Genomic DNA, 23695 nt, shown 5'->3' on the forward strand with positions numbered 1-23695 from the left:
ATCTGGCAAGGTGCTGCAACAATCTTACCTTTGATATTCAACGCAACCGAATCGCCCCCGAAAGCTGTAGCGGAAATAAATGTCAGGCCCGGGAGAAAATATTTAAACTTAGTTATCATTTCTCCTCCTACTGATAAGTCATATCCAGCGTTGCCGTGGCATTTGCCTCGCCTGCTTTCACCAGCGATTTAGTCTGGTAATAGCGCGCCATAATCGGGAAGCTTTCCAGTCCGCCTGGTGACTGTTTTAACATCAGTCGATTGTTTAACTGTATCGGGGCATTATTATAAAGCAGCTGCACTGCGACGTTATCTCCCCCTTGCCCGGTTAATGCCAATACGCTGGCATCAGGGTTTTGTACGCCGTTAAGCTCAACGTTAATATTGACACCCGGATTGCAGTTAAGCCCTAAACTCTGCGTGTCCGTATGCGAAGGTGTAAACCCAGCTGCAGAGCCAAATTCTGCGGCACTGACGGAACCCAGATCAAAATTCAATACCTGGCTCGAAATAGAGCAACTGAGCACATTTACTTGTGAGTCGGAATCAGCTCCTTATGTTTTTGGTTTAAGTAATCAGCTTGCGGCTGCTGACTATCTTTATATGCAAACGATGGAGCCTTCCCGCATTGCCTGCCTGTCTTATTTACAGCAAACGCAATTATTGCCGAAAGCGATTTATTTTACCCAACCGCTTTTAAACGCCCAACCTGGTTACCCACCTTTGCAGATAGTCAGTATCGGCTGGGCAAATTTTCAAAACGTGTAGTTCATACTCACTGAAACGTTACGGGGTTCGCCATAAACCGCCGAATCATCCAGATACGAGTAATATTCACGATCGAACAAGTTATTAACGTTCGCCTGCACGGTCAGTTGCTTCGTTAACTGGTATTGCGCAAACAGGTTAACCAGCGGATAGCTGCCCTGATACAAACGCTGCGTTTCACCATCCGGGCCGGTCACATCCTTATAAACCCGATTTTGCCAGGTTGCACCGCCGCCGACGGTCAGCTTTGGCAGCACCGGAACACGGTAGCGGGTAAACAGTTTGAGCTGTGTTTGAGGAGCGAAACTGTTGTAGCGGCCGCTGCTATCAGTAGCGACGTAGCGAGTGGCGCTGAAGGTCATTTGCATGTTGTCCGTCACCGCGCCATTAACTTCAAACTCCGCCCCCTTACTCACCGCGCCTTTTGTCGCGCGATAAGCCTGTTCGCTGGAGCCATTGACAAAGACCCCGCTGATGGCTTCCGACGCGTTCTCCTGCTCGATGCGGAAAATGGCGAAGTTGGTGGTTAATCGGCTATCCATCCAGTCGGCTTTTAGCCCGGTTTCGTAGTTCTTGCCGGTGATTGGCGACAGCCATGCCCCATCAGCGGATCGTTTAGTTTGTGGCGAGAATATTGACGTATAGCTGGCGTAGGCCGACAGGCTTTCCGTGATGTCGTAGACCATGCCGCCGTATGGCGTCATGTTGTATTTGCGCATATCGCCACTGCTGCCGTTAGCGCTGTACTGCGTATAGCGAGCGCCAAGAATGAGCGACAGCGGATCGGCCAGAGAGAAACGCGCGGCGGTATAGGCTGATTTCTGCCGCACAATATCATCGGCATTAAGATACCAGTCCCCCCATTCCGGCTGAGCGACGCTGCCGTTCCAGTTGTTATTAAAGATGCCCATCTGGTCGCTATCCATCGGCCCATCCTGGCTATAGCTCGCGTTGTGCTGTCGGCTGTAGCTGGCCCCGGCCATAAGCTGATGCTGGCGGCCAAATAAATTAAACGGCCCGCTGGCGTAGGTATCAAAAGAGTCAAGGGTCCGTTTGCCGCGGTCTTTACTGCCCCAGCCGGTGGTACCTTCACCGGTGGTCGCATCGGGGTTACCCATCACGTACAGCAAGGTGTCGTTAAACGTCTGCTCGCCATGAGTACCGTTGAAACGCAATGACCAGCCGTTATCCCAGTCGTGGGTCAGATTGGCAAACACCTTGCGCGATTCGACAGCGTAGCGCGTCCAGTCGGCTGCCGTATTGGTGCTACGATCGTAATGGGTGCGCGAGCCGTCGCTATACAGGCTCGGTAGCCCGCCCCACGTTGGATTACCGGTATTGGTTTTTTGATAATCCCAGCCCAGCGACAACGTTGTCCTGTCCGTTAAATCTGCATCCACGACGCCGTAAAGAAACTTTTTAGTCTTATGATAGCGATCCAGCCAGCTATCCTGATCCTGATAACCAGCAATCACCCGTCCGCGTACGCTGCCGTCGGCGTTGAGTGGTGTCGAGAAATCGCCGACATAGCGCTGCTTGTTCCAGCTCCCGTAACTGGCGCTGACGTTGCCGGTTACAGTTTTGCTGTCGGCTTTTTTGCGCACCATATTCACCGTCGCGCCGGGATCGCCCGCTCCGGTCATCAGCCCGGTTGCGCCACGTACAATTTCAATACGATCGTAAATAGCGGTATCTTCCGCCGCATCGCCGTAATTCCACGCATCGCCCAGCGAGGTGGGGATATCATCGTAGGAGAAACTGGTGATTTCAAAGCCGCGGGAGTAGTAATACGAACGTTCGCTGTCGATTTCCTGCGATGACACACCGGTAGCGTTGGTCAGTACATCATCGATAGTTTGCAGGTTTTGATCCTTCATACGCTGCTGGGTAACGATGCTGACAGACTGCGGCACATCACGCGGTGCCAGCAGCATTTTGGTGCCCGCACGCGTGGTTTTAGCGGCGTAATCCTGCGGGTCATCCGCGGTATTTTCAGTACTGCCGTACACCACCATATTCTGCTGAGTATTTTCTGCTGCCTGAGCAGGGTGAATAAACGCGTGTACGGCCAACGCCAGCAGCGAAACGGTAAACGGTTTTACTATTTTGTTTATGGATGCGTGCCCTGAACTTCCCTTGCCATTGAGAAACATAACTTTTTTCCATCAGGAATTATTCTTGTGAATGCAGCTGTTGCGCCGGCAGCGCTGATGAAATAGCCCTCTATTCCATGAGGTTTAGCGCCACAAATAACGTGAAACAGCAACAATTGAGAATGGAAATGATAATTATTTGTTTTATTAAACTCATAGTGTTTTGTAAGTTAACTGTAAGGAAATGTATACTTGCATTAAATCAATGTATTAGCCTCTCCCTACCCCGCATTCCCACTCACTACCGCTGAAAAATACCCATCCAGGGTCTTAGAAATCAGCGATCTCCCCTCTCCCGCTCCGTTAGCCAATTTGCTCAACCCAAACAAATGATTATGATTCTCATTCTTGTTTTAGCGACGTTGCTCTGCCTTAGAGCACGTAAACCCAATGATGGAGTTCAGAATGAAATCGTTGTTCAGCCCGCATAAAACCACGCTTTCCGCTGCGCTGGTTACGGCATTGACCCTGACCACGTTGCATGCCATGGCAGAGACATCGCCACCAGCCACTGCCGCCGTCCACCAGAAAACCACATCACCTCTGGTCCAGCGTCAACTGGGGGATGGTTTATATGAGTTGGCTCTGATACCCGGGCAAAATGCCCTGTTTGTTGCCAGCGCTCAGGGGTTCAAAGACGTTAACGGCGGCATGCTCTACCGACTTGACCCGACAACGCTGACCACCACGGTCGAGACCCATACCGATCTCAAAAACTTTGGTATGGCGGTCGATGATAACGGTCAGGTTTTCTACACCACTAACTCGCTGGACGGCGGCGTGTCAAAAGTGGATGCCCATAGTGGGAAAGTACTGCAACGCCTGATGTTCGAGGGCAAGGACAAAGATGGAGATCCCGTTGGCGCGCGGGAAGTTCTGTTTCACGACAATCAACTCTACATCGGCCGCGTGACCGATCCCGGCTACATTTCCGTGGTTGATGCAAAAACCATGACCCTGAAAACCCAGATTGAAAAAGCCGGCAAATGGGTGACCGGAATCATCTACTCTCCGCTAACCAAACGCATCTATGCGGCTAACGGCGGCGGCGAAATTCTGGTGATTAATCCGGCCACCAATAAAATTGAAAAACGCTGGACGCCGGGCGACGGCAAAGAGTACCTGTTCCTCAACATGGCGGAAGATCCGGCGACTGGCCGCCTGTTCGTGACTGACGATTCAAAAGCGAAAACGACGCTGGTGTTTGATGAGCGAACGGGCAAAGTGATTAAACGTCTTGAGGGCGATGCGCTGGGGATCAAATTCAACGCCAAACGCAATGAAATTTATATCAGCCAGCGCGAGTCGAAAAAGGTATTACAGCTCGACGCCACCAGCTATGCGCTGAAAAATACATGGTCTTTCGATAGCCATCCGAACAGCCTGCTGATTTCTCCTGACGGCAACACGCTTTACGTCACCATCAAGCAGGATTTCAACGAGGATAACACCACCAAAGGCCCTGACAGCGTGGCGCGCATTGCGCTGAACTAACCCCCGCATCATCCGATTTCTTTTGCCGCAAAATACTGTATTATGCGAGATATTGCAGTATTTTGCGGAATTTAAAAGATGCATAAAACGGCCAGGCAAAAATACCTGCTTGATATTCTTAGCGAAAAGGGTGAAGTCACTATCAGCGAGCTGGTAGATAAACTGCAGGTTTCTGCGGATACCCTGCGCCGCGACCTTACCGACCTCGAAAAACAGGGTCTCGCACAGAAGAATCACGGCGGCGCTATCGCCCTGAATCTCTCGTTGATGAATCGCCAAAGCAGAAACGCTCTGCTCGCGGATACCAAACAGCGCTTGGGCAAAATGGTGGCCGAGAAGATCCCCAGCGGATCGACTCTGTTTCTTGACGCAGGCAGCACGGTACTGGCCGTTGCGAGCCAGGTAACCGGCCCCATGACGGTCATTACCCACTCTCTGGACATTGCCCAGCACTTCAGCGATCGCCCGGATATTCAGCTTATTCTGCTGGGTGGCAAATGGGATATGCAGCAGCGCTTGTTCGCCGGTCACGCCACCCTGTCGCTGCTCGAACGCTATCGTGCGGATATCGCCATTCTTGGCGCCTGCGCGCTTCATGCCGAACTTGGCCTGAGCGCCAGCCAGGAAGCCGATGCCCAGGTGAAGCGCGCCATGCTGGCGGCCAGCGCTGAACACTGGCTGGTCGCCGACCATATGAAACTGAACCACTGCGAACCCTGGCTGGTCGCTGAACTCACCGATATCCATCAGCTCTTTCTCGACCGTCCGTGGAAAGAGTTGAAGGATAACGGCTCAATACACCTCAACATCGCTGATGCTTAATGACGCGGAGACGCTTATGAATAACGCTAAGAACATCAATATCGCCCTGATTGGCTATGGTTTTGTCAGCAAAACCTTCCATGCGCCGCTGATCCAATCCGTTGACGGCCTGAATCTGGCGATTGTCGCTTCCCGCGATGAAGAAAAAGTGAAGCGCGATTTGCCGAATGTGACCGTAATTGCCTCACCTGAAGAGGCGATTCAGCATCCGGATATCGATCTGGTGGTCATTGCCTCCCCAAACGCGACCCATGCCCCGCTCGCCCGGCTGGCCTTAAACTCTGGCAAGCACGTGGTGGTAGACAAACCGTTTACGCTCGATATGCAGGAAGCCCGCGAGCTGATTGCGCTTGCGCAAGAGAAACAGCGAGTGCTGTCGGTGTTCCATAACCGCCGCTGGGACAGTGATTATCTCGGCGTTAAGCAGGTTATTGAGCAGGGACTTATCGGTAAGGTTAAACATTTTGAATCGCATTTCGACCGCTTCCGCCCGGAAGTCCGTGTTCGCTGGCGCGAGCAGAATGTGCCGGGCAGCGGCCTGTGGTTTGATTTAGGCCCGCATATGATTGACCAGGCGCTGCAGCTGTTTGGCCTGCCGCAATCCGTGCAGGGGAATATCGCTATCCTGCGCGATGGTGCGCAAATTAACGATTGGGCGCATGTGGTGCTGAATTATCCGCAGCATAAAGTGATTCTGCACTGCAGCATGCTGGTGGCCGGCGGCGTATCGCGCTTTACCATTCATGGCGATAAAGGCAGCGTGGTCAAACAAAAAGCGGACCAGCAGGAGAGTCAATTACTGGCAGGTGTGGTTCCTGGCAGCGAAGATTGGGGTCATGACGACGATAGTCTGGTGGTTTACGATGCCGATCTCCAAACCCAGGAAATCAGTACACCGCAGGGCGACCAGCGCCAGTACTATATTCACGTCCGTGATGCGCTGACCGGGAAAATCAACAACCCGGTATCACCATTAGAAGCGCTCGCCGTGATGGCAGTACTGGAAGCCGCGGTGCAATCTGCCGAGAGCGGAATGACGCAAACTTTAGCGCTGACCGCCGATGAGCTGGCTGGCCTAAAATAAGCCAGGTTCTGTGACCAGAGAAATCGCCGGGCAGGCAATAAAAACCACAGCCAGCACGGACCGGTAGCCAGGACAGGTGCGCAGCAGCGCCTCCGGGAAACCGCCACGCCGTGTCGACATTATGCCCCGTCGTTACAGGCGCTTCAGCGCCGTCTTCGGGGAATCTATCCGGTCTACAGTTTCACCCGCATCAGATCGCTAAAACGGGTGGTGTAGGCCGGAGAAAGCATGTTTCGTTTCATCTCCCAAGCACGCTCTATTCCCTGCGCGGCAAACCAGAGATGCCCTTTTCCTCGTTGGTTAACGTGATCGAGTACCGTCATGAGCTGTTCGCTATTGGCTCGCGGCCGATAGTCATCAAACAAGCTCAACTGAGCCACCCCCTGGCTAAAGAAGTCGCCCAGCATTACGCCACACTTTTGAAACCGATACCCCTCCCGCCAGATGGTATCCAGACACTTTATCGCCGCAGCGACGATATCCCGGCTATCCTGCGTTGGGATCTGGATTTTGGTCCCGGCATCTTTACCGTAATAGACTTCATTACCTGCAAACGGGCTGGTTTTAATAAAGGCGGAAACATAGCGGCAATATTGATGATCTGCACGGAGCTTCTCGGCGGCGCGAACCGCATGGCTGCATATTGCTTCACGCATCGGTTCATATTCGCTCACCTTTTGGCTAAACGAACGCGAGCAGATGATTTGCTGCCTCGTCGGCATAAACTCTTCTGGTTCAAGACAAGGCTCGCCGCACAACTCTCGCACTGTGCGCTCCAGCACGACGCTGAAATGTTTTCTGATAAGCGACGCGGGCGTTTCAGCAAGCTGAAGCGCCGTTTTAATGCCCATATCATTGAGCTTTTTCGCTATTCGTCGACCAACGCCCCAGATCTCGCTGACCTCAACCTGAGCCAGCAGTTTTCGCTGCCTGGCCAACAAAGAGAGATCAACCACGCCTCCAGTTTGCGGCCATCTTTTCGCTGCATAATTAGCCAGCTTAGCCAGTGTTTTAGTCGGCCCAATTCCCACACCTACCGTCAAGCCAGTGCACTGGAGTAATGTCGTTCGCACGTGGCGACCAAATGCCTCGAGTTCCCCAGGACGATTAAGCCCGGTGAGATTCACAAATGCTTCATCAATGGAATATTGGTGAACTGATGGAGCCAGCTCTTCAAGAAGGGTCATTACACGGTGCGACATATCGCCATACAATGCGTAGTTACTGCTAAATGCCGCGATCTGGTAACGCTCAAACTGAGATTTTACTTTGAAATACGGCGCGCCCATGGGGACTTCAAGCCGTTTAGCTTATATGTTATTTGGAATTGACTATCCTTAGGTTGTGCTTTCTGACTCGGAAGGAAAGTGTATGCGTGCATCGTTGCTGGCATCTTTACCTTACATGATGGCTGAGCCTACAGCTTTTCGCTGGTTATGCTTACAGGAAAGTTTGCTGAAGGCGCCAAATACGGTTGAAGCTTATGCCCGTGGGATCGATGATTGGCTGCGTTTTTGTCGCCAGAATGATGTGAGCCCTACAGAAGCCAGCCGGGAGATCCTGGCTTTGTATGTTCGTCATCTTAATATCTCCCGCAATCTGGCGGCTGCCAGCCTTCGTCATCGACTCACTATCGTTCGATTATATTGTGACTACCTGCGAGAAGAAGGATTAATAGTACTGAACCCCGTAATGAGAGGCAGCTGGCATCCTGGCGGAGGTGGGCGCAGGGGGTTCATTCAGGCACAGCGACGCCTGCCATGGATACCGAGTGACCGTGACTGGGAAAACTTACTTATCGCGGCCCGCCAGACCACAATACGTAATCGTTTTATGCTATCTCTTGCGTACGACTGTGCCCTGCGCCGGGAAGAGTTGTGCTCCGTTGCTACCGGCGATATTGACCCTTCTCGTCGCTTGCTAACAGTTCGGGCTGAAACGACAAAAACTAAGCGAGGTCGGGTTGTGCCCTATTCTGTCGTAACCGGAGAGTTATATTTCCTCTGGTTAGCAGAACGGCGACAATTAAATACTTCCCGTGGCCCACTGTTTCTTTCTTATTCCTGTCGCAACAGAACTGCGCCAATAACCCGGTGGACCTGGTCCAAGATCGTAAGGTCGTTGGCAATGCAGGCGGGGCTACCCCAATTGAGTACGCATACCTTCAGACATCTATGTCTGACCGATCTCGCCAGAGCTGACTGGGATATTCATGAGATCGCTACGTTTGCCGGCCATCAGAGTATCCAGTCAACGTTACTTTATATCCATCTTAGTGCGCGTGATCTTACGGAAAAATTTAACGCAGGTATGGCGTCGATACATGAACATCGGTTACACAATTTAAAGGGGGACAATACGGATGGCAATGAAAACTGAATATGATGCGCCAGCCCCTTTTGACTACGAAGAATGGCAACCTGATCCTGACTGGGATTGTTCTCCCAAATTACAGCCGATTGAACGAGATACTTTGATAAACCTGGCTCAGTATGTTGTTGGACGTCATAAACAAAACTGGTCGAACTGTGTAAGACAAAGGCTTTCTCGCCTGATAATTCCACTCAGAGCAGCATTAAAGTGGATGAATGCCGCATCCACAACAACCAATTCTGCAATTCATGACATCATTCTGGAAATGCACCGGCTGGAAAAAAACTACTGGTCATGGACCCAGGACGACTGGCTCGAAGTGCTGTGCAGCAGTGAAGAGGTATTTCGCAAAAAATATGGCAGCTGTGGTAATTGTCGACAGTATATCCTCGCGATTGCTTGGTTACTGTGCGGATTTAATCGACTTGAGGCGGCTGGCTGCTTTTATCATTATCGGCTTTCTGTCAAAGTTTTTGGCCGCCCGGCGACAGAGGCGGCGGTAAACAAGCTTCAGGAGAACATGCAGCGCCTCGGCTTTGTCGCTGCTGACAATAACATTCGTAATGCGCTACTGCTGTCTATGCTTTGTCAGCGGCAGGTTGATCCTGAAAAATTGGAACTGGAAACACTTAAGCGAGTAATAACTTACGGGCCTGTTTATATGCGTCGCTCTGCGGCCACCTTGTCAAGGATATTTGCTGCGATGGGGCTGTTCCCCGCGGGCATTGACCATCGTATTCTTGAGCGCAGACGGCCTCACGGGGAATATCGTGCAACCAGTAACGTTCCGGAAGAATGGTTGCGATGGTGTGAACGCTGGCGTAAAACCGCTATTAAAGCACCATCATCTGAACTCAGTACATGGTACCGCATCCTGCAGTGTGGGCGCTGGCTGAAAGCCACTCACCCTGATATACATTCTCCTGCAGACTGGAGCCGGGACATCGCACTTGAATACGTAGCTGCAGTGTGTCAAATGAAAATAGGCCAGTGGTCTGAACCGCGCCATATGTATCAGAATCGAATAGGCCAGTTAATGACAGCCTCTGCACGGGCGGGGATTTTACAGGCTATCAGAGTTTTTTTTCGAGACCTTCAGGAATGGGGGCTTATTATCGTCCGATTTGATCCTGTCAGAACGTTCCGTTTACCCCGCGCTATCCGGGCCAGTATTGGCCCTGCACCAAGAGTCGTTGCTGATGATATATGGAGTAAACTTGTCTGGGCAGGGTTGAACCTGCAGGAGCAGGATCTGCATTATGGTGAACAACTTTACTATCGCTACCCATTTTCTATGGTTCGTGCATTATGTGTTCTCTGGCTGTTTGGTGGGTTGCGTCGTGATGAAATTTTGCGGATGCGAACAGGCTGTATACGCTGGCAAAATGATGAACATCAGGGCGGCTCTCGGATATGTTTGCTGGATGTCCCCGTGAACAAAACCAGCACGGCCTTCACCAAACCTGTTGATCCAATCGTAGGGGAATACATTGATTGCTGGGAAAAAGAACGAAATATACAACCAGACCAACTTGATTTAAAAACGGGTGAACTTGTCAGTTATCTTTTTATGCATAAAGCTGCTCGGATTAGCCAGACTTATATTAATAAATCCTTAATTCCGATGCTTTGTCGGAAAGCTGGTGTTCCAAACGAAGATATCAGGGGGACTATCACTAGCCACAGAGCGCGGGCAACTATAGCCAGCCAGCTGTTTAATGCCCGGGAACCACTAGGATTATTTGAGTTACAGCGCTGGCTCGGACATTCCTCTCCCAGTTCGACACAGCATTATATCGATATCACACCGACAAAACTGGCAGGGTCTCTGTCTAAAGCAGGATACTTTGAGCGAAACCGTCGTATGGTTTCGGTGCTGATCGATCAGGATGCAATTTCGTCCGGACAAATGCAGAAAGGAGAACCATGGCGATATTATGACCTTGGGCACGGATTGTGTAGTTATGACTTTTTTGAACAGTGCCCACACCGTATGGCTTGTGCAAAATGTTCGTTCTACCTGCCTAAATCATCATCAGAAGCGCAATATATAGAGGGGCGTCAGAATTTACTCAAAATGATGCAGGAGATCCCGTTGACGGATGATGAACAGGCAGCAGTAAATAATGATATTGGTGCGATAGACAAATTATTAGAGAAATTAAAAAACATTGAAACACCAGACAAGCAAAAAAGATAAAATAGCGAAAAAATATCCCGGTTAATTTGAATATCCAAGTTATTCTTTTTTATCTAAGTCTTTTACCTCATGATTAGTTGCACTTCTTGTTTTTTCAATCCCCCACACGGCCTTTGCAACTTCCTCAATTTTCGCGACAAACTTATCGACATTAAAGCCTGCAATAAACGCCAATGCAAAGAAACCCATTTCACTGGACCCTGCATTGGAGCTAGATTCCAGAACTAACAATCCTGCTTTAAGAAATAAGTAACTGATTGCACCTGCAATTGTACTGGTAAGTGGGCGGATGAAATACCATACATGCCAATCTGGATCCCATTGTTTTCTAATGCATTTATTGATGTAAATTGCACGAAAACAATATAAACAACCACCAATATAGGCAATGGTGCCACACATCAGTGGCACCCTTAATGGTGCGTAAGGTGCAGGCAACCACCCCAGAGACATAGCCCCAATAGCGTATGTTGCCAGACATAACAGAATAAAAAGGTAGGTGATTATTATCGCAATCATCCATTCCTTATTGTTTTTATTAATACCAGTTACATTCATGTTAACTTTATCCTATAGAATCTTCAGGTTTTTCTATTCTTAGCATGATGATTTGCTGCTTATCATCTATTGAAGAATCGATTTTCACATCCAAATTTAACCGACGGTTAAGATAATATAATTGTGCTTGACGTATCCGAATTTTCGCCTCGCCATGCACCATTTGGTAATCATGCTCAATAGATAGCCGTCTATTCGTATCGTAGTTAGGATTTGGACCTATCACCACATCAATAAATGTATTCCAGTCAACATCTTGTGGAATTGATGTCGGTGGGGAAACAAATTCAATAATATTAAAGAATCTGCCAAGGACAAAATCTTTAAACATTGCAGATTTAAAACAATAGGCGCGAATATGCCACCGATGACCATCATGTGCAAATGCAGTTGGGTATAACATACGAACCGCTGGTTCATTAGTCATCGAACGATAATCAACAACCAAAGCCTGTTCTCTTTGCATGGCCCGGATTAAATCAATCAATATTTCAGGTTGTACTTTCCTAGCCGGAAGAGGAAGGCTGGCAACCGGAGGGGCCCATCCAATGAAACTATCACAAGGATCCACTATTCCATTTTCTCGCCCTAATAGTTCATTCAGGTAATGATTACTGTCAAAACTTGAAAAAACAGGTTTGAAATCTGGGGTAGTTACATAAGCCTTCTGAGTTCGATCATACACCATGTTTCTTGGTGCAATCTCTTGATATTTAGCCAAATCTAATGAAGCCTGCGGCACAGAAATTCTGAAAAATGTAGTGATATCTGCACGGTTAAGTCGACCTTCCCACAGTAGGCGAAAATCGATGAATTCAAGTCGTCTCTCTTGGCCCCAATGACCAGTTCGCACCATTTTATCAATCATTTATCAATCATTTCCTGTGCTTACAATTTGAGTCTAAAAAATATACGTATAGTTACTAGACTCGAATAATTACTAGATGTATCTTAGCAACAGATGTTCTTAACCTCAATCTTTCGTATCCCTGAAGGAGATGTCGATGGCAGCAAAAGTTACTTTTTTCCAGGTCGGCAACGGTGATATGACACTGGTGCGTTTGGCTGATACCCCGGGTACATCCATTCTGACTGATGTACATATCCGTTCTGCTGCTGATGACCCCAAAGATGACACACCTGATGTTGCCTCGGCGCTACGTAACAGATTGAAGTACGATAATAACGATCGCCCTTTTGTTGACGTCTTTATGCTGAGTCATCCGGATCAGGACCATTGTGGGGGGCTACGTAAACATTTTTGGCTGGGCCGTCCTGAAGACTATCCAGATGACCATCTGAAACGTTCAGAAAAACGCATAATCATCCGAGAGTTGTGGTCATCACCATTGATTTTTCGACGTCGTTCGAAAAATCACACACTTTGCGAAGATGCTCAGGCATTTAATACGGAAGCTCGGCGCCGTGTAAAATACTGGCGGGAACATGGTTACGCATTTAGCGGTAATCGCATTCTTATCATGGGTGAAGATATTAACGGTAAAACGGATGATCTGAGTGCCATTCTTATTAAAGCTGGTGATACATTCACCAGAATTGACGGGCAAGTTTCAGACGTTTTCTCTGCACAGCTTCTGGCACCCGCACCACATGAAGATGATGAAAATCTGGAAGAAGCCCTTTCTAAAAATGAATCCAGTATCATTATGAATATGAAAATACTGCCTTCCGCATATTCTCGTAATCCTATGCACTTTTTACTCGGTGGGGATGCAGAAGTTCTCATCTGGGAGCGATTATGGAATCGTTACAAAAGCAATCCTGAGGTGCTGGAGTATGATCTTCTCCTCACACCACATCATTGTTCGTGGCATTCACTTTCCTATTATAGCTGGTCACAATGGGGAGAAGATGCTCTGGTTTGCGATGCGGCCCGTAATGCTTTAGGGCAAGCGCGTTCTGGAGCGACAATAGTTTCCAGCAGCAAACAGATACTTGATGACGATTATGATCCTCCGTGTATTCGAGCTAAACGTGAGTACGATGATATTCTGGATAATGTTGATGGTTGGTTCAGTTGCACGGGCGACCTTAAAGATAAAACTGTTCTTGAGTTTGAAGTGGCACGAGATGGAAAATTGATTCCCGCTATTGTTGGTGCAGTTTCTGCTGCGACAAGCGCTGCTACGGCAGCCGCACCCCGGGCAGGTGTAATAAACCAATGATCGAATATTTCGAATTGGGTAAACGCCTCGATTCATCGGGGCGTGATAGCCTATATCCGCAAACAATCTCATTGCTTACAGCATGCGAACAGCATCCCTATATAACTGTTCGAGAATTACGTTTATCTGAGCAAAACAATGACCGCTCGGAATACCTAGTCATTGATGTTGCTGATGGTACAGTAACTTCTGGCAATAAGGCCGGCATTCGTCGTAAAGAACGATTAGCTATTGAGATAAACCCTAAGTTCACTATCCCGATCCTAGTTCATGCATTGCGTAAAGATTTTCCTGTTTTATCTCATCAACATGCAGGTGTACCAGACTCTCCAAAAATTCTTTGCCTTTATGATGTATCTTGGAACGCCGTCGAACGCAACTGGACACCTGAAAGATTTATTGAGCGAATATTTTGGTGGCTCAGAGAATCAGCTGAACAACGTTTGCATCGAGAAGACCAACCTCTTGAGCAACTTTTTTATATGAGCCCCTATCAACTTATTTTACCAGCGAATTATCTTGATTATAATCATGCCGCAGCTCATAAACTCAGCCTCCAGATGGTCAGCAATGGTAAGCCGATAATTTTAAGGGCTGTACCTGAACATTCTAATCAGGGCATCAGACCATTTCGCTTATTAACCATTGCCGTCCCACCAGTTGAAGCCTCATTAGTTGCTTCATATCCTGACAATCTGAAAAAACTGGAAGAGCAGCTTCAATCCTGGGGAAGTGAACTTCTCCAGCCACTCGCTGATGCTGTTTATGATGCTATACCTGATACAGGTCTTCGCCCTAGCTCTGGTGAAAAGGAAGGTTTGCTAATTCTGCTATGGGTTCCTCGTTTAAGGGATGGTAAAACAGAACGTACTGATGTTATGGGCTATATCGTGGAACGCTCACTCTACGAACTTGCCAGCGTATTAGACATACTTGCCCCCAGGAATGAGCGGGGAATACAGCACCGTTTCCGACTACTTGGTGGCGTAAGAGGTACACAATGGCAACAGTTACCACTGTTACCTGTCGAAATACGTTCTGCTATGAATGCTGCACGAGCAAGAGACATTTCTGCTGTTGATTCTGATAATGCATCTTTCTATGGTGTTCTGGCTGGCGTTGGGGCTCTTGGCGGCACATTAGCTGATATCTGGATACGAATCGGCTGGGGACACTGGACATTTATCGATCCTGACAAACTCCTTCCACATAATCTGCCCCGCCATATTGGGGTTGATGATCATATTGGATACCCTAAAACTGATATTCTTCGGCACCTCGCAGGTAGTATTTATCCACATGAACCTCTCCCCGGAGCGATCAATAAAAGTATTCTTGATGACGATCATGATATTGCCAGAGCTGTGAATGAGGCTCACTTAGTTGTGGATGTCAGTACCACCTTTGAGGTGCCTAGGACCCTAGCGTTAAAAGATGATATACCCAGAACAGTTAGTCTGTTTCTGACACCATCAGGCAAGGCCAGCGTGATGTTAATAGAGGATACAGACAGACAGTGCCGAATTGATGCAATTGAGGGGCAATACTACCGGGCAATTTTGAGCAGCGAGTGGGGAAACACTCACCTACAGCACAATTATGGTGATCGTTGGGTCGGTGGTGGATGTAGGGATATTTCTGTACGTATGTCTAACGAATGTATTCACGTTCATGCTGGTATCCTGTCGCGCCAACTACGGCAGACCGTCCTTAAGGATGATGCTCGATTATGTATCTGGGTGTCTGATGAAAATTCAGGTGCAGTGAGCGCTCATGAAATTGAGCTTTACCCTGTGGTATCTGTAATTGCTGGCGAATGGATTGTTAGATACGATCAAGGCTTAGAACAAAAACTGAGACATACCCGTTTACAGGCCCTACCGAATGAAACCGGGGGCGCTATTGTGGGCATAACTGATTTTAAGAACAAGACTATTATTCTGGTTGATGTGTTCCCAGAACCTATCGACAGTAAATCCTCACCAGCCTTCTTTGTCCGAGGAGAAGAGGGACAAAAGGAAGCATTAGAACGGGTTCAGCAGCTGACCGCTCGTGTTGTCGATTATGTTGGTGAATGGCACTCCCATCCTCAAGGATTTTCAGCGAAAGCCAGTAATGAAGATGATAATTTAATCAAAAAGTTACATCAAAAAATGAGTGTGGAAGGTTTACCTGCTGTGATGCTGATTGTTGCGGAAAACGATATCAACATTATAGTCAGATGAAGTTCGCTTCATCTGCATCACAGTGTTACTTGCAATTCCACATAATCGCTATTTCGGGCAATCACACAGCCATCATTATTGCTTAATACCACCACCGGACGCCCGCGCAAATCGGGGCGAAAGGCCATTTCACAGCTGGCGTAAAATGAATTCACATCTACCAGGGCAAACATTAGCGAAACCGATTAATGCTGAACGTGACGACGCCAAAAATCTCCAGCTCTTCACCACCATCGTGTAGTTCAATCGGAGGAAAATCAGGGTTCATCGGCATCAATTGCATCACGGGATGCGTGCAGAGGCGTTTGACCGTGTACTCACCGGCCAACGAGGCAATGATGATATCGCCATGCGTTGCTTTCAGGCTGCGATCCACCACCAGTAGCGAACCCTCATAAATACCGGCATCAACCATCGACATGCCTGTCGCCATCACAAAATAGGTCGCCGCAGGATGGCTGATACAAAGCTCGTTGAGATCAATCCCCTTCTCAATATAATCCTGCGCCGGACTGGGAAACCCACACGGGACAAGATCGCTAAACAACGGAATTGATATGACCTGACGCAATTCAACTGGCTTGTAGAACATCATGATAAACTCACCTGCACATACTGTATTTATATACAGTATCAATACTTCAATGGCGTTAATCAAGCCACATGCAGGGCATTAACGCGAACACATTGAAGTTGTGGAGAATTTAGCATCCGTACGCTAATCATATCGTCGATATTGTGTAGGGGCCCCTATACGTATTCCCGATGGTTTTTTATTGCTCTCTGGAAATTTCGGTCAATTGGGAGGAGGATAGAATCCGCCAATCGGCTCTTTGCTCACAAATTGTGGCGATCCATCCGACATACTGAACGGGAGATTCTTATGTATTACACGTTAGGAGACACCACTCTCCACTTTTATCGCTATCAGTGCCGCTTCTACGTCGCTCATTGGGACGGTGGCCATGTGATGACAGAGAAGTTCAAGCCGTTCATTGCCTCGATCACGGAGAAGACGGGCATTGATGCAAAGAACGTTGAGGCAGTCGCACGAGACTACTTCACTAACGTTGATTAAGATTGCACTGGCTACCATCGCTATCGGGTCTCCTGAAGCGATGGTGATCGTGTTACGTAAGGCCGAAAAACTTACCTCGCAGAAATAAAACGCCAGTGTCGCATGATTGTAAAACTTAGGCCGTAAGATGAAGCCCGGACGCCACCAGCGCTAAAACGAGGTGAAGAGATGGGAATAGTCAAAGCCAGTGATTTGGAACAGGCAAAGCAGCTTCTGCAATCCAGTGAAACCATTAAAATCGAACTGGATTTTGAACTCGACTCTGATGAGTTTTTTAATTTTGCCATTGAGCACTGCACCAATGGAGCAAAGCTCACGCGCGTTGACGATCGCTTCGTGATTTCACGCAAAAAAAAGTAACCCAATAACCATACCCGATCGTTCACAACATCACAGAAGCTTTTGTTTCTGGCTTCTGTGATAGTGAAGATGCTGTCTAATAAATTAGTATTAGAATATTGACGTATCGCGCATTTTCATCAGCCATGGAGGAATAATGTAGCTTCGGTATCTCACCGAGGATTAAATTGTGAAAAAGTTATTAATATGTTGCCTGTTCGGCGAAACGGCAGGAATTATTGCCAGAAAAATGCAAAAAATAGCCGATACTCAGGGTTTAGATCTTTTAATCAGTGCCGTTGGTGTTGAGAATTTCTTTAGCGTAGCACCTGCCTATGACGGCGTTTTGATCGCTCCGCATATTCAATATAAGATCCCAGAATTCATGAACTCATTGAATTCGGAACAAGAAATTGCAGTGATCGAAAGTTTGCCTTACGCATCATTTGATGGTGAGAAAATCCTCACGTTCGCAATGAGTACGATTCCTCAATCACTAACATAATGTGGTTTAGTATGCGCTATGCAGAACCCGTGAAATCACGGGTTCCTTCCACAACCCGCATGCTCATAATTTTAAATTAAACAAATAAACTCTCGCAGAGTTCCAGGTAAAAAAGATAATAAGCACGACCATTATTTATACCAGGAAATACCATGCGTAAGCTCTCCCTTGTTATGCTGGCTACAATGCTAACTGCCTGTAGTTCACAGCCTCCCAAAACCTTAACTAAAATAGATGCGTTACACATCCCCGTCGTGCAAAACAATCCACTAGCCAGCGACCCGGTTGCCACAACGATGCTGCATCAGAAAAATAAGCAAATTATTGATAATGTATCATTCAGTTTAAAAACAGATTATCTGTTAGATGTGAAAACTAACGATATTTTTGATGTCCATAGCCAGACGTATCGGGTTTATGCTTCGCTGACAAAATTGGATCAAATGCGCTTAATGAATAACTACTATCTGAAAGAGCAGAATATCGCTGGGTTACAGAAGATGAACGACTCTCTGCAATCACTCACTCAGGGATAAAAAAGAGCCCCCTTATTAGCAATAAGGGGGCTCTTTCCAGGCCGTTGAATTTACTGACCAAATCGATAGCTAACGCCAGCCATCACGGAGCTCACATCGCTGCTCATGCCAATCTGGTTTTCGTTGCCCACATTGTTAACCCACTGATACTCCAGACGCCCCGACCAATTGTTGTTAAAGGCATACTCAGTACCAATCGCCACCACCGGACGCACGCCGGTATCAAAACGGTTATGGCCATTCACGTCAGACTCCGCGCGATAACCCATCAACCCTGCGCGGCCATAGAGGTCCCAATCGCTGGTCAGGCCGTAACTGGCTTTCAATGAGAGCTGCAATCCCTGACTTTTCATCTGCGAACCGGATGCACCATGGCGACCGTTGATCCCCATATTACCTAAATAATCATACCCACCTTCTACCGCCAGCCACGGGTTAATCTGATAACCGGTAAACACACCGCCGCCGACGTTATCACGGTCTACATCGACAGAGTGATCGGAGCTTGAGTCACCATAATGCGACCAGCCAAATTTAGAACCCGCATACCAGGTTCCCTCCTGCGCAGCAGCAAAAGCAGTGGTCGCGGTAAAAGCATTAGCAATAATTAACGTAATAAGCGTCTTTTTCATAAAAATCCTGGTGTCGACCCGTTGTCGAATAAGTGAGATACTTAAGAATTAAGTGGGTCTACAATAGAATATTAATGCGGCAATGATAACCGCTTTATTATTTAATTTTGGACAAATCAACCAACCTAAAAACGCTCAGGTAAATTATTCAATTCAATCAAATAACCACCGCGTTTAAAAACGATATAGTTACCACTTTTTAACGCAGAAAGCACATTTAATACACTACTTCGGGATAAATGTGTGCGTTCCTGAATATAATCCAGAATAGATACGCGCATTCGAGTTTCCTCCGGGAGCAGGCTCATTTCTATTAAATGATTGCGAATGACGGCATAGGTTCGTTGCTGTACCACTAAGGCATCACGATAAAAAAGATAGGCCGTATGATACGACAACAATGAGGCGACATCTTCCCATACGCCGTGCTGACGAAAGGCCTCCATCGCTTTTTGCGCATCGACGCGCAGGATTGTCGATTCAGTTTCCGCCCGCAGTTGATGGCCGCGCACCGGCTGGATCATTTCAGCGATGCCAAACAGATGTGGGTTGTAAACGGTGACAATTAGCAGACCGTCTGATGCCCTGAGTATCGAAAGTTCGCCTTCCTGAAAAAGGTACAACTGAGGTTGATTTTTGTGCGTCCAGGTAATGCGTTTTCGCGGCACTACTTTCATTTTTTCGGCAATCGGCTCCAGCAGTGCCGTCAAGCGTTGGATACTCTCTTCCGGGCGAACAGGTGGTAAAATGTGCATAGAAATACCTGATAAGTTTCAGTCAGCACAATTATAGAACGTCATAATGTTTTCGTAAAAATTGCGCAACTCAGTATTTACTCATATCAGGACACACTAAAAAACCACGATTGTATTTAAATTTAAACAAACCCAAAAGCCAGGCGCAGGCAATTCGACCATAAAAAACACAAATAAATACAAAAAGTTACACTTTGGCGAGGGGTCGATTGGTGTCTTAAAAGGAATCGAGACGGAAAAAGATATGACACTATAGACGTCAAAAGGCCCCTTCCGGGGCCGATTCGTTATTTCCTTAACTCCAGCGATGCTGAGTTTTTAGAAATATGTATGGCGATGTTATCGAGTGTAATCATTGAAGATTTACAAAAGATACATTTCGCGCCAAACGGATTTGTTGCAGACACATCGTAAGCCGATGTTCTGTACTGTGACCCATGACAGCATGGGCACCTGAAATGAATGTGGTCAGTCATGATGTTAGCCTCTATTTGCTACAACATTCACTACCGCAGGGACATTTAGCCATATTCAACTGAAAACGCTTTCCTGGTTTTCAATGACAACGCAAAAAGCATTGTTCTGAATGGTCGATAATAACAAAGACATCATTGTCATTAATTCTTAAAGATAAACCCGAAACTCTTCGGATTAAAATCTATACTGCACCAGCGATCTTTTGGATGTTGTTTGTTTTTTAATGTGCCTTCGGCACGTAACGTTAAGTAAAATTTAATACAAAAATATTAAGTGTATTCGGGATGTCGTATCTCTCATACACTTTCGATCATTTTAAATGGATACACTGGAACCGTCTGCTTCAATATACCCTTTACTACTATCTTGTAAACCTGTCTACTCGGGCTTAGACCGTCATCGTTGTCGCAGGTTCAAAAGATTTTAGAAAATTATTAATCGCGCAAAATGACATTTGCAGCAGCAGGACCTTTGGCGCCATTCTCGATAGAGAAATCAACTTTCTGCCCTTCAAATAAGGTTTTGAAACCATCACCCTGAAGTGCAGAAAAATGTACAAAGACATCCTTACTGCCATCCAGTGGAGAAATAAAACCAAAACCTTTGCTTTCGTTAAACCATTTTACTAAACCAGTCATCTTCTCAGACATAAATATTACCTCAATAATCAGCGCCTTACGGCGAAAAAGTTCGCATCACAGAATTTAATTAATAACGATAAGGAGGCTCGAAAAAAGGATTATCTATGGATAACGCTTGAGATGAGAACTGCTTTACTAAACCGCTTTATTTTTAGGTCTGTGTACCAAACCAACCACCTATTGATCGCACAGATAACAATTGATAGCAAGCTTTATTTTTATAGAGACTCTGTTCAGCTGGCAATATTGCGCCAACTACGGTTCGCATTCCCTCTTCTACCAGGCTATATCTTAGACACCTATTTCACACGGGAGTGGTTGTGATGAGTAAGAAAATTCTAATGCTGGTCGGCGATTATGCTGAGGACTACGAAACGATGGTGCCATTTCAGGCATTGCAGATGATTGGTCATCAGGTTGATGCAGTCTGCCCTGACAAAATCACAGGCGACTACATTATGACCGCAATCCATGATTTTGACGGTGCCCAGACTTATAGCGAGAAGCCTGGTCATCGTTTTATTCTCAACGCCGATTTCAGCGCAGCGAAGGAACAGGATTATGACGCTCTGCTGATCCCCGGTGGACGCGCGCCTGAATACCTACGATTGAATGATGAAGTACTCAAACTGGTACAGTCGTTTGATGCTGCACGTAAACCGATTGCCGCAGTTTGCCACGGACCCCAACTGCTGGCCGCAGCAGGGATACTAAAAGGACGCACCTGCAGCGCCTACCCAGCCTGTGCACCGGAAGTACACCTCAGCGGTGGTCATTATGCCGACATCGGCATCGATCAGGCGCACGTCGATGGCAATTTGGTCACCGCCCCTGCCTGGCCAGCGCACCCGCAATGGCTGGCGAAATTTGCCGAATTGTTGCAGCAGTAACGGCTGCAGTCCTCCTGATGAATAAAACGAACGTGGCCAGGTGACGCCAAGAGATAATCAGAAAAGACAGGCTGGCGCTGAAAACAGCGCCAGTTGCGGGTTTTGCGGTGGTGCACTTATCAGTGCTTCAGATTGCTGACAAAGTGCACCTGGCTGGAATTGCCCGGTGGCGGCTGGCGCCTTACCGGGCCTACGAAAAATTCACAATTTATTGATATTGTGGGTTTTGTAGGCCGGGCAAGGCGTCAGCCGCCGCCCGGCAGAAACGCGAGCACAATCTTTAAACCTGGTTTGTCATCAGTGCTTCTCAATATACATCGTGCGGCTATACGCCACGTCTTCCGGGTTGGTTATCGGATATCCTTTCAACCACGGTTTAATCAGACGCCCGTTGGTGTATTGATAAATCGGCGCGATAGGCGCTTTCGCCATAATGATTTTTTCCGCAGCGTTGTAATCATCGTTGCGCGCTTTTTCCGAGTTTTCCAGCGCTGCCTGTGTCAGAATTTTGTCATAGGCCGGATCGTTAAAGCGCGAAATATTGCCGCTGTGGGTTGAGGTCAGTAGCGACAGGAAAGTCGACGGTTCATTGTAATCCCCTACCCACGAAGCGCGGATCACATCGAAATTCCCGGTATTTCGACTGTCTATATAGGTCTTCCACTCCTGATTTTGCAGCTTCACATCAACACCAAGGTTTTTCTTCCACATCGACGCCACCGCGATAGCGATTTTCTGATGATTTTCCGAGGTGTTATACAGCAGAGTCAGCTTCAGCGGACGGTTTGGGCCGTAGCCCGCCGCCTGCAGCAGCGCTTTCGCCTGAGCATTCAGCTCGGCCTGACTCATGCTCTCAATTTGCACCGGCTGCGGAGTAAAGCCTGCGGTGACATCCGGGGTAAAGCGCCAGGCCGGTTTCTCGCCGGTTCCCAGAATTTTCTCTGCCATCAGACGACGGTCAATCGTCATGCTCAGCGCCAGGCGCACGCGCTCATCGGCAGTTGGCCCCTTCTGCGTGTTAAACGCATAGTAATAAGTCCCCAACTGCGGCGGGGTATAGACCTGTCCCGGGATGTCCTTCAGCAGCTTCTGATACAGGTTTTTCGGGAATGACTCAGTGATATCGATATCGCCCGCCAGATAGCGCTTGGTCGCCGCCGACTCCTGGTTGATCGGCATAAACGTAACCTGCTGAATGACCGTTTTGGCGTTATCCCAATAGTGCGTATTGGGAACCACCACCAGCTTTTCATTCACCACGCGATCTTTTAAAACATACGCGCCGTTACCGACCAGATTACCCGGGCGCGTCCAGTTATCACCGCTTTCCACATTGGCTTTCTGCACAGGATAAAAGGCGAAACTGGCCGCCAGATTGCTGAACCACGGCAGCGGTTTATCCAGCTGCACGCGCAGGGTCCGCGCATCCACCGCGGTGACACCGAGGCTATCCGGCGCGGCTTTACCATCAATAATATTTTGCGCGTTGCTGATGCCCGCCAGTGCGGCAAACCACGCGAACGGCGAAGTCGTTTTTGGGTCCACCAGCCGCCGCCAGCTATAGACAAAATCCTCTGCCGTCACCGGCGTGCCGTCGGACCAGCGGGCGTTGTCACGCAGGGTGAAGGTCCAGACGCGGTTATCATTGCTCTGCCAGCGAGTCGCCACGCCAGGAATCAGGTTGCCTTTCGCGTCCTGATTGACTAAACCTTCAAAGAGATCGCGGATCACCTGAATTTCTGGCAGGCCCACGGCTTTAGCGGGATCTAATGTGGCGGGTTCATCTTTAATGTGCCGCACCAGCATCTGTTTTTCAGCTAATACGGTGCCCGGAGGGACATCCGCCGCCCAGGCAAGAGAAGAGACGCTGGCTAACCACAGCGCGCCGCATGTCAATGTGACAGGATACTTCATAAGATCCCCTTTAAAATAAAAAAACCAGAGCTGGTAGTGCGATAATTATTTGTTTCATCACCTGAA

The 23695-nt window shown here is 48.0% G+C and carries 24 protein-coding genes and 2 pseudogenes; 13 read left to right on the plus strand and 13 right to left on the minus strand.

The window, feature by feature from the left end:
• Positions 1-127: 127 nt before the first annotated feature.
• The gene (locus HV213_RS16035) at positions 128-526 is read right to left on the minus strand and encodes a fimbrial protein (RefSeq protein ID WP_228288541.1); all 399 of its coding nucleotides are present in this window, start codon (positions 524-526) and stop codon (positions 128-130) included.
• Here HV213_RS16035 and HV213_RS33280 point away from each other — a divergent pair.
• A complete protein-coding gene (locus HV213_RS33280; RefSeq protein WP_228288643.1) occupies positions 420-767 on the plus strand; it encodes a hypothetical protein in 348 nt (115 codons plus the stop codon). The two genes, HV213_RS16035 and HV213_RS33280, sit on opposite strands and share 107 nt — an antisense overlap.
• Here the strand turns inward: HV213_RS33280 and fhuE are convergent.
• Positions 755-2920: a ferric-rhodotorulic acid/ferric-coprogen receptor FhuE gene (gene fhuE, locus HV213_RS16045; RefSeq protein ID WP_181482465.1), complete on the minus strand. Its 2166-nt coding sequence runs from the start codon at positions 2918-2920 to the stop codon at positions 755-757. The two genes, HV213_RS33280 and fhuE, sit on opposite strands and share 13 nt — an antisense overlap.
• Before the next feature lie 405 nt (positions 2921-3325).
• Here fhuE and HV213_RS16050 point away from each other — a divergent pair, with 405 nt between their 5' ends.
• The 3 genes from HV213_RS16050 to HV213_RS16060 all read left to right on the plus strand — a co-directional run bounded on the left by HV213_RS16050 (position 3326) and on the right by HV213_RS16060 (position 6320).
• A complete protein-coding gene (locus tag HV213_RS16050; RefSeq protein ID WP_181482466.1) occupies positions 3326-4414 on the plus strand; it encodes a YncE family protein in 1089 nt (362 codons plus the stop codon).
• A 78-nt stretch (positions 4415-4492) separates the two neighbouring features.
• Complete coding sequence (locus tag HV213_RS16055; protein ID WP_181482467.1) at positions 4493-5236, plus strand: DeoR/GlpR family DNA-binding transcription regulator; 744 nt, start codon at positions 4493-4495, stop codon at positions 5234-5236.
• Complete coding sequence (locus tag HV213_RS16060) at positions 5229-6320, plus strand: oxidoreductase (RefSeq protein ID WP_181482468.1); 1092 nt, start codon at positions 5229-5231, stop codon at positions 6318-6320. The genes HV213_RS16055 and HV213_RS16060 overlap by 8 nt, the downstream gene beginning before the upstream one ends.
• Here the strand turns inward: HV213_RS16060 and HV213_RS33595 are convergent.
• Together HV213_RS33595 and umuC are read right to left on the minus strand one after the other, a co-directional pair.
• Positions 6312-6440 carry a hypothetical protein gene (locus HV213_RS33595; RefSeq protein WP_275944288.1) on the minus strand — a complete coding sequence of 43 codons (129 nt, stop codon included), beginning with the start codon at positions 6438-6440 and terminating at the stop codon, positions 6312-6314. The two genes, HV213_RS16060 and HV213_RS33595, sit on opposite strands and share 9 nt — an antisense overlap.
• Before the next feature lie 53 nt (positions 6441-6493).
• Positions 6494-7630, minus strand: a pseudogene (umuC, locus tag HV213_RS16065) (translesion error-prone DNA polymerase V subunit UmuC); the annotation flags it as partial.
• 61 nt (positions 7631-7691) lie between these two features.
• On the opposite strand from umuC, the gene HV213_RS16070 reads away from it, so the two are divergent.
• Both HV213_RS16070 and HV213_RS33285 read left to right on the plus strand, forming a co-directional pair.
• Positions 7692-8699 carry a tyrosine-type recombinase/integrase gene (locus tag HV213_RS16070; protein WP_064181645.1) on the plus strand — a complete coding sequence of 336 codons (1008 nt, stop codon included), beginning with the start codon at positions 7692-7694 and terminating at the stop codon, positions 8697-8699.
• Positions 8683-10893, plus strand: a complete 2211-nt coding sequence (locus HV213_RS33285) for a tyrosine-type recombinase/integrase (protein ID WP_228288542.1) — start codon at positions 8683-8685, stop codon at positions 10891-10893. The genes HV213_RS16070 and HV213_RS33285 overlap by 17 nt, the downstream gene beginning before the upstream one ends.
• A 39-nt stretch (positions 10894-10932) precedes the next feature.
• On the opposite strand, the gene HV213_RS16080 is transcribed toward HV213_RS33285, so the two are convergent.
• Positions 10933-11451 (minus strand): hypothetical protein, encoded by a 519-nt coding sequence (locus tag HV213_RS16080; RefSeq protein WP_014839975.1) that lies wholly within the window; start codon positions 11449-11451, stop codon positions 10933-10935.
• Between the two features lie 7 nt (positions 11452-11458).
• Entirely contained in the window at positions 11459-12319 is an 861-nt protein-coding gene (locus tag HV213_RS16085) for a WYL domain-containing protein (protein WP_017900684.1), read from the minus strand.
• Between the two features lie 136 nt (positions 12320-12455).
• On the opposite strand from HV213_RS16085, the gene HV213_RS16090 reads away from it, so the two are divergent.
• Positions 12456-13637, plus strand: coding sequence for a ComEC/Rec2 family competence protein (locus HV213_RS16090; RefSeq protein WP_017900685.1), 1182 nt, complete (start codon positions 12456-12458; stop codon positions 13635-13637).
• The gene (locus tag HV213_RS16095; RefSeq protein WP_014839974.1) at positions 13634-15862 is read left to right on the plus strand and encodes a Mov34/MPN/PAD-1 family protein; all 2229 of its coding nucleotides are present in this window, start codon (positions 13634-13636) and stop codon (positions 15860-15862) included. The genes HV213_RS16090 and HV213_RS16095 overlap by 4 nt, the downstream gene beginning before the upstream one ends.
• A 44-nt stretch (positions 15863-15906) precedes the next feature.
• Here HV213_RS16095 and HV213_RS16100 read toward each other — a convergent pair.
• Together HV213_RS16100 and umuD are read right to left on the minus strand one after the other, a co-directional pair.
• A pseudogene (locus HV213_RS16100) lies at positions 15907-16035 on the minus strand (Y-family DNA polymerase); the annotation flags it as partial.
• Entirely contained in the window at positions 16035-16457 is a 423-nt protein-coding gene (gene umuD, locus HV213_RS16105) for a translesion error-prone DNA polymerase V autoproteolytic subunit (RefSeq protein ID WP_181482470.1), read from the minus strand. The pseudogene HV213_RS16100 and the gene umuD, both read right to left, overlap by 1 nt.
• A 288-nt stretch (positions 16458-16745) precedes the next feature.
• Here umuD and HV213_RS16110 point away from each other — a divergent pair, with 288 nt between their 5' ends.
• The 4 genes from HV213_RS16110 to HV213_RS16125 all read left to right on the plus strand — a co-directional run bounded on the left by HV213_RS16110 (position 16746) and on the right by HV213_RS16125 (position 18320).
• Positions 16746-16940 carry a hypothetical protein gene (locus HV213_RS16110; RefSeq protein ID WP_110273449.1) on the plus strand — a complete coding sequence of 65 codons (195 nt, stop codon included), beginning with the start codon at positions 16746-16748 and terminating at the stop codon, positions 16938-16940.
• A 168-nt stretch (positions 16941-17108) separates the two neighbouring features.
• The gene (locus HV213_RS16115) at positions 17109-17300 is read left to right on the plus strand and encodes a hypothetical protein (protein ID WP_110273450.1); all 192 of its coding nucleotides are present in this window, start codon (positions 17109-17111) and stop codon (positions 17298-17300) included.
• 169 nt (positions 17301-17469) lie between these two features.
• On the plus strand, positions 17470-17784 hold the full coding sequence (locus HV213_RS16120) for a PTS sugar transporter subunit IIB (protein WP_110273451.1): 315 nt from the start codon (positions 17470-17472) through the stop codon (positions 17782-17784).
• A 152-nt stretch (positions 17785-17936) separates the two neighbouring features.
• Positions 17937-18320 carry a hypothetical protein gene (locus HV213_RS16125; protein WP_181482471.1) on the plus strand — a complete coding sequence of 128 codons (384 nt, stop codon included), beginning with the start codon at positions 17937-17939 and terminating at the stop codon, positions 18318-18320.
• Positions 18321-18370: 50 nt separating this feature from the next.
• Here the strand turns inward: HV213_RS16125 and HV213_RS16130 are convergent, their stop codons facing one another.
• From HV213_RS16130 to cspE, 4 genes are all read right to left on the minus strand, one after another.
• Positions 18371-18952, minus strand: a complete 582-nt coding sequence (locus HV213_RS16130; RefSeq protein ID WP_181482472.1) for an outer membrane beta-barrel protein — start codon at positions 18950-18952, stop codon at positions 18371-18373.
• 125 nt (positions 18953-19077) lie between these two features.
• Complete coding sequence (locus HV213_RS16135) at positions 19078-19707, minus strand: winged helix-turn-helix transcriptional regulator (RefSeq protein WP_181482473.1); 630 nt, start codon at positions 19705-19707, stop codon at positions 19078-19080.
• A gap of 287 nt (positions 19708-19994) precedes the next feature.
• Positions 19995-20183: a cold shock small protein YmcF gene (gene ymcF / locus HV213_RS33290; RefSeq protein WP_142514262.1), complete on the minus strand. Its 189-nt coding sequence runs from the start codon at positions 20181-20183 to the stop codon at positions 19995-19997.
• 435 nt (positions 20184-20618) lie between these two features.
• The gene (gene cspE / locus HV213_RS16140) at positions 20619-20834 is read right to left on the minus strand and encodes a transcription antiterminator/RNA stability regulator CspE (protein ID WP_110273456.1); all 216 of its coding nucleotides are present in this window, start codon (positions 20832-20834) and stop codon (positions 20619-20621) included.
• 314 nt (positions 20835-21148) lie between these two features.
• Between cspE and HV213_RS16145 the strand changes: the two genes are divergently transcribed.
• Positions 21149-21715 carry a DJ-1/PfpI family protein gene (locus HV213_RS16145; protein WP_181482474.1) on the plus strand — a complete coding sequence of 189 codons (567 nt, stop codon included), beginning with the start codon at positions 21149-21151 and terminating at the stop codon, positions 21713-21715.
• A 297-nt stretch (positions 21716-22012) separates the two neighbouring features.
• On the opposite strand, the gene HV213_RS16150 is transcribed toward HV213_RS16145, so the two are convergent.
• Positions 22013-23629 carry a peptide ABC transporter substrate-binding protein gene (locus tag HV213_RS16150; protein ID WP_181482475.1) on the minus strand — a complete coding sequence of 539 codons (1617 nt, stop codon included), beginning with the start codon at positions 23627-23629 and terminating at the stop codon, positions 22013-22015.
• Positions 23630-23695: the final 66 nt, after the last annotated feature.

It is taken from the genome of Klebsiella sp. RHBSTW-00484 (assembly GCF_013705725.1).
GTDB lineage: Bacteria > Pseudomonadota > Gammaproteobacteria > Enterobacterales > Enterobacteriaceae > Klebsiella.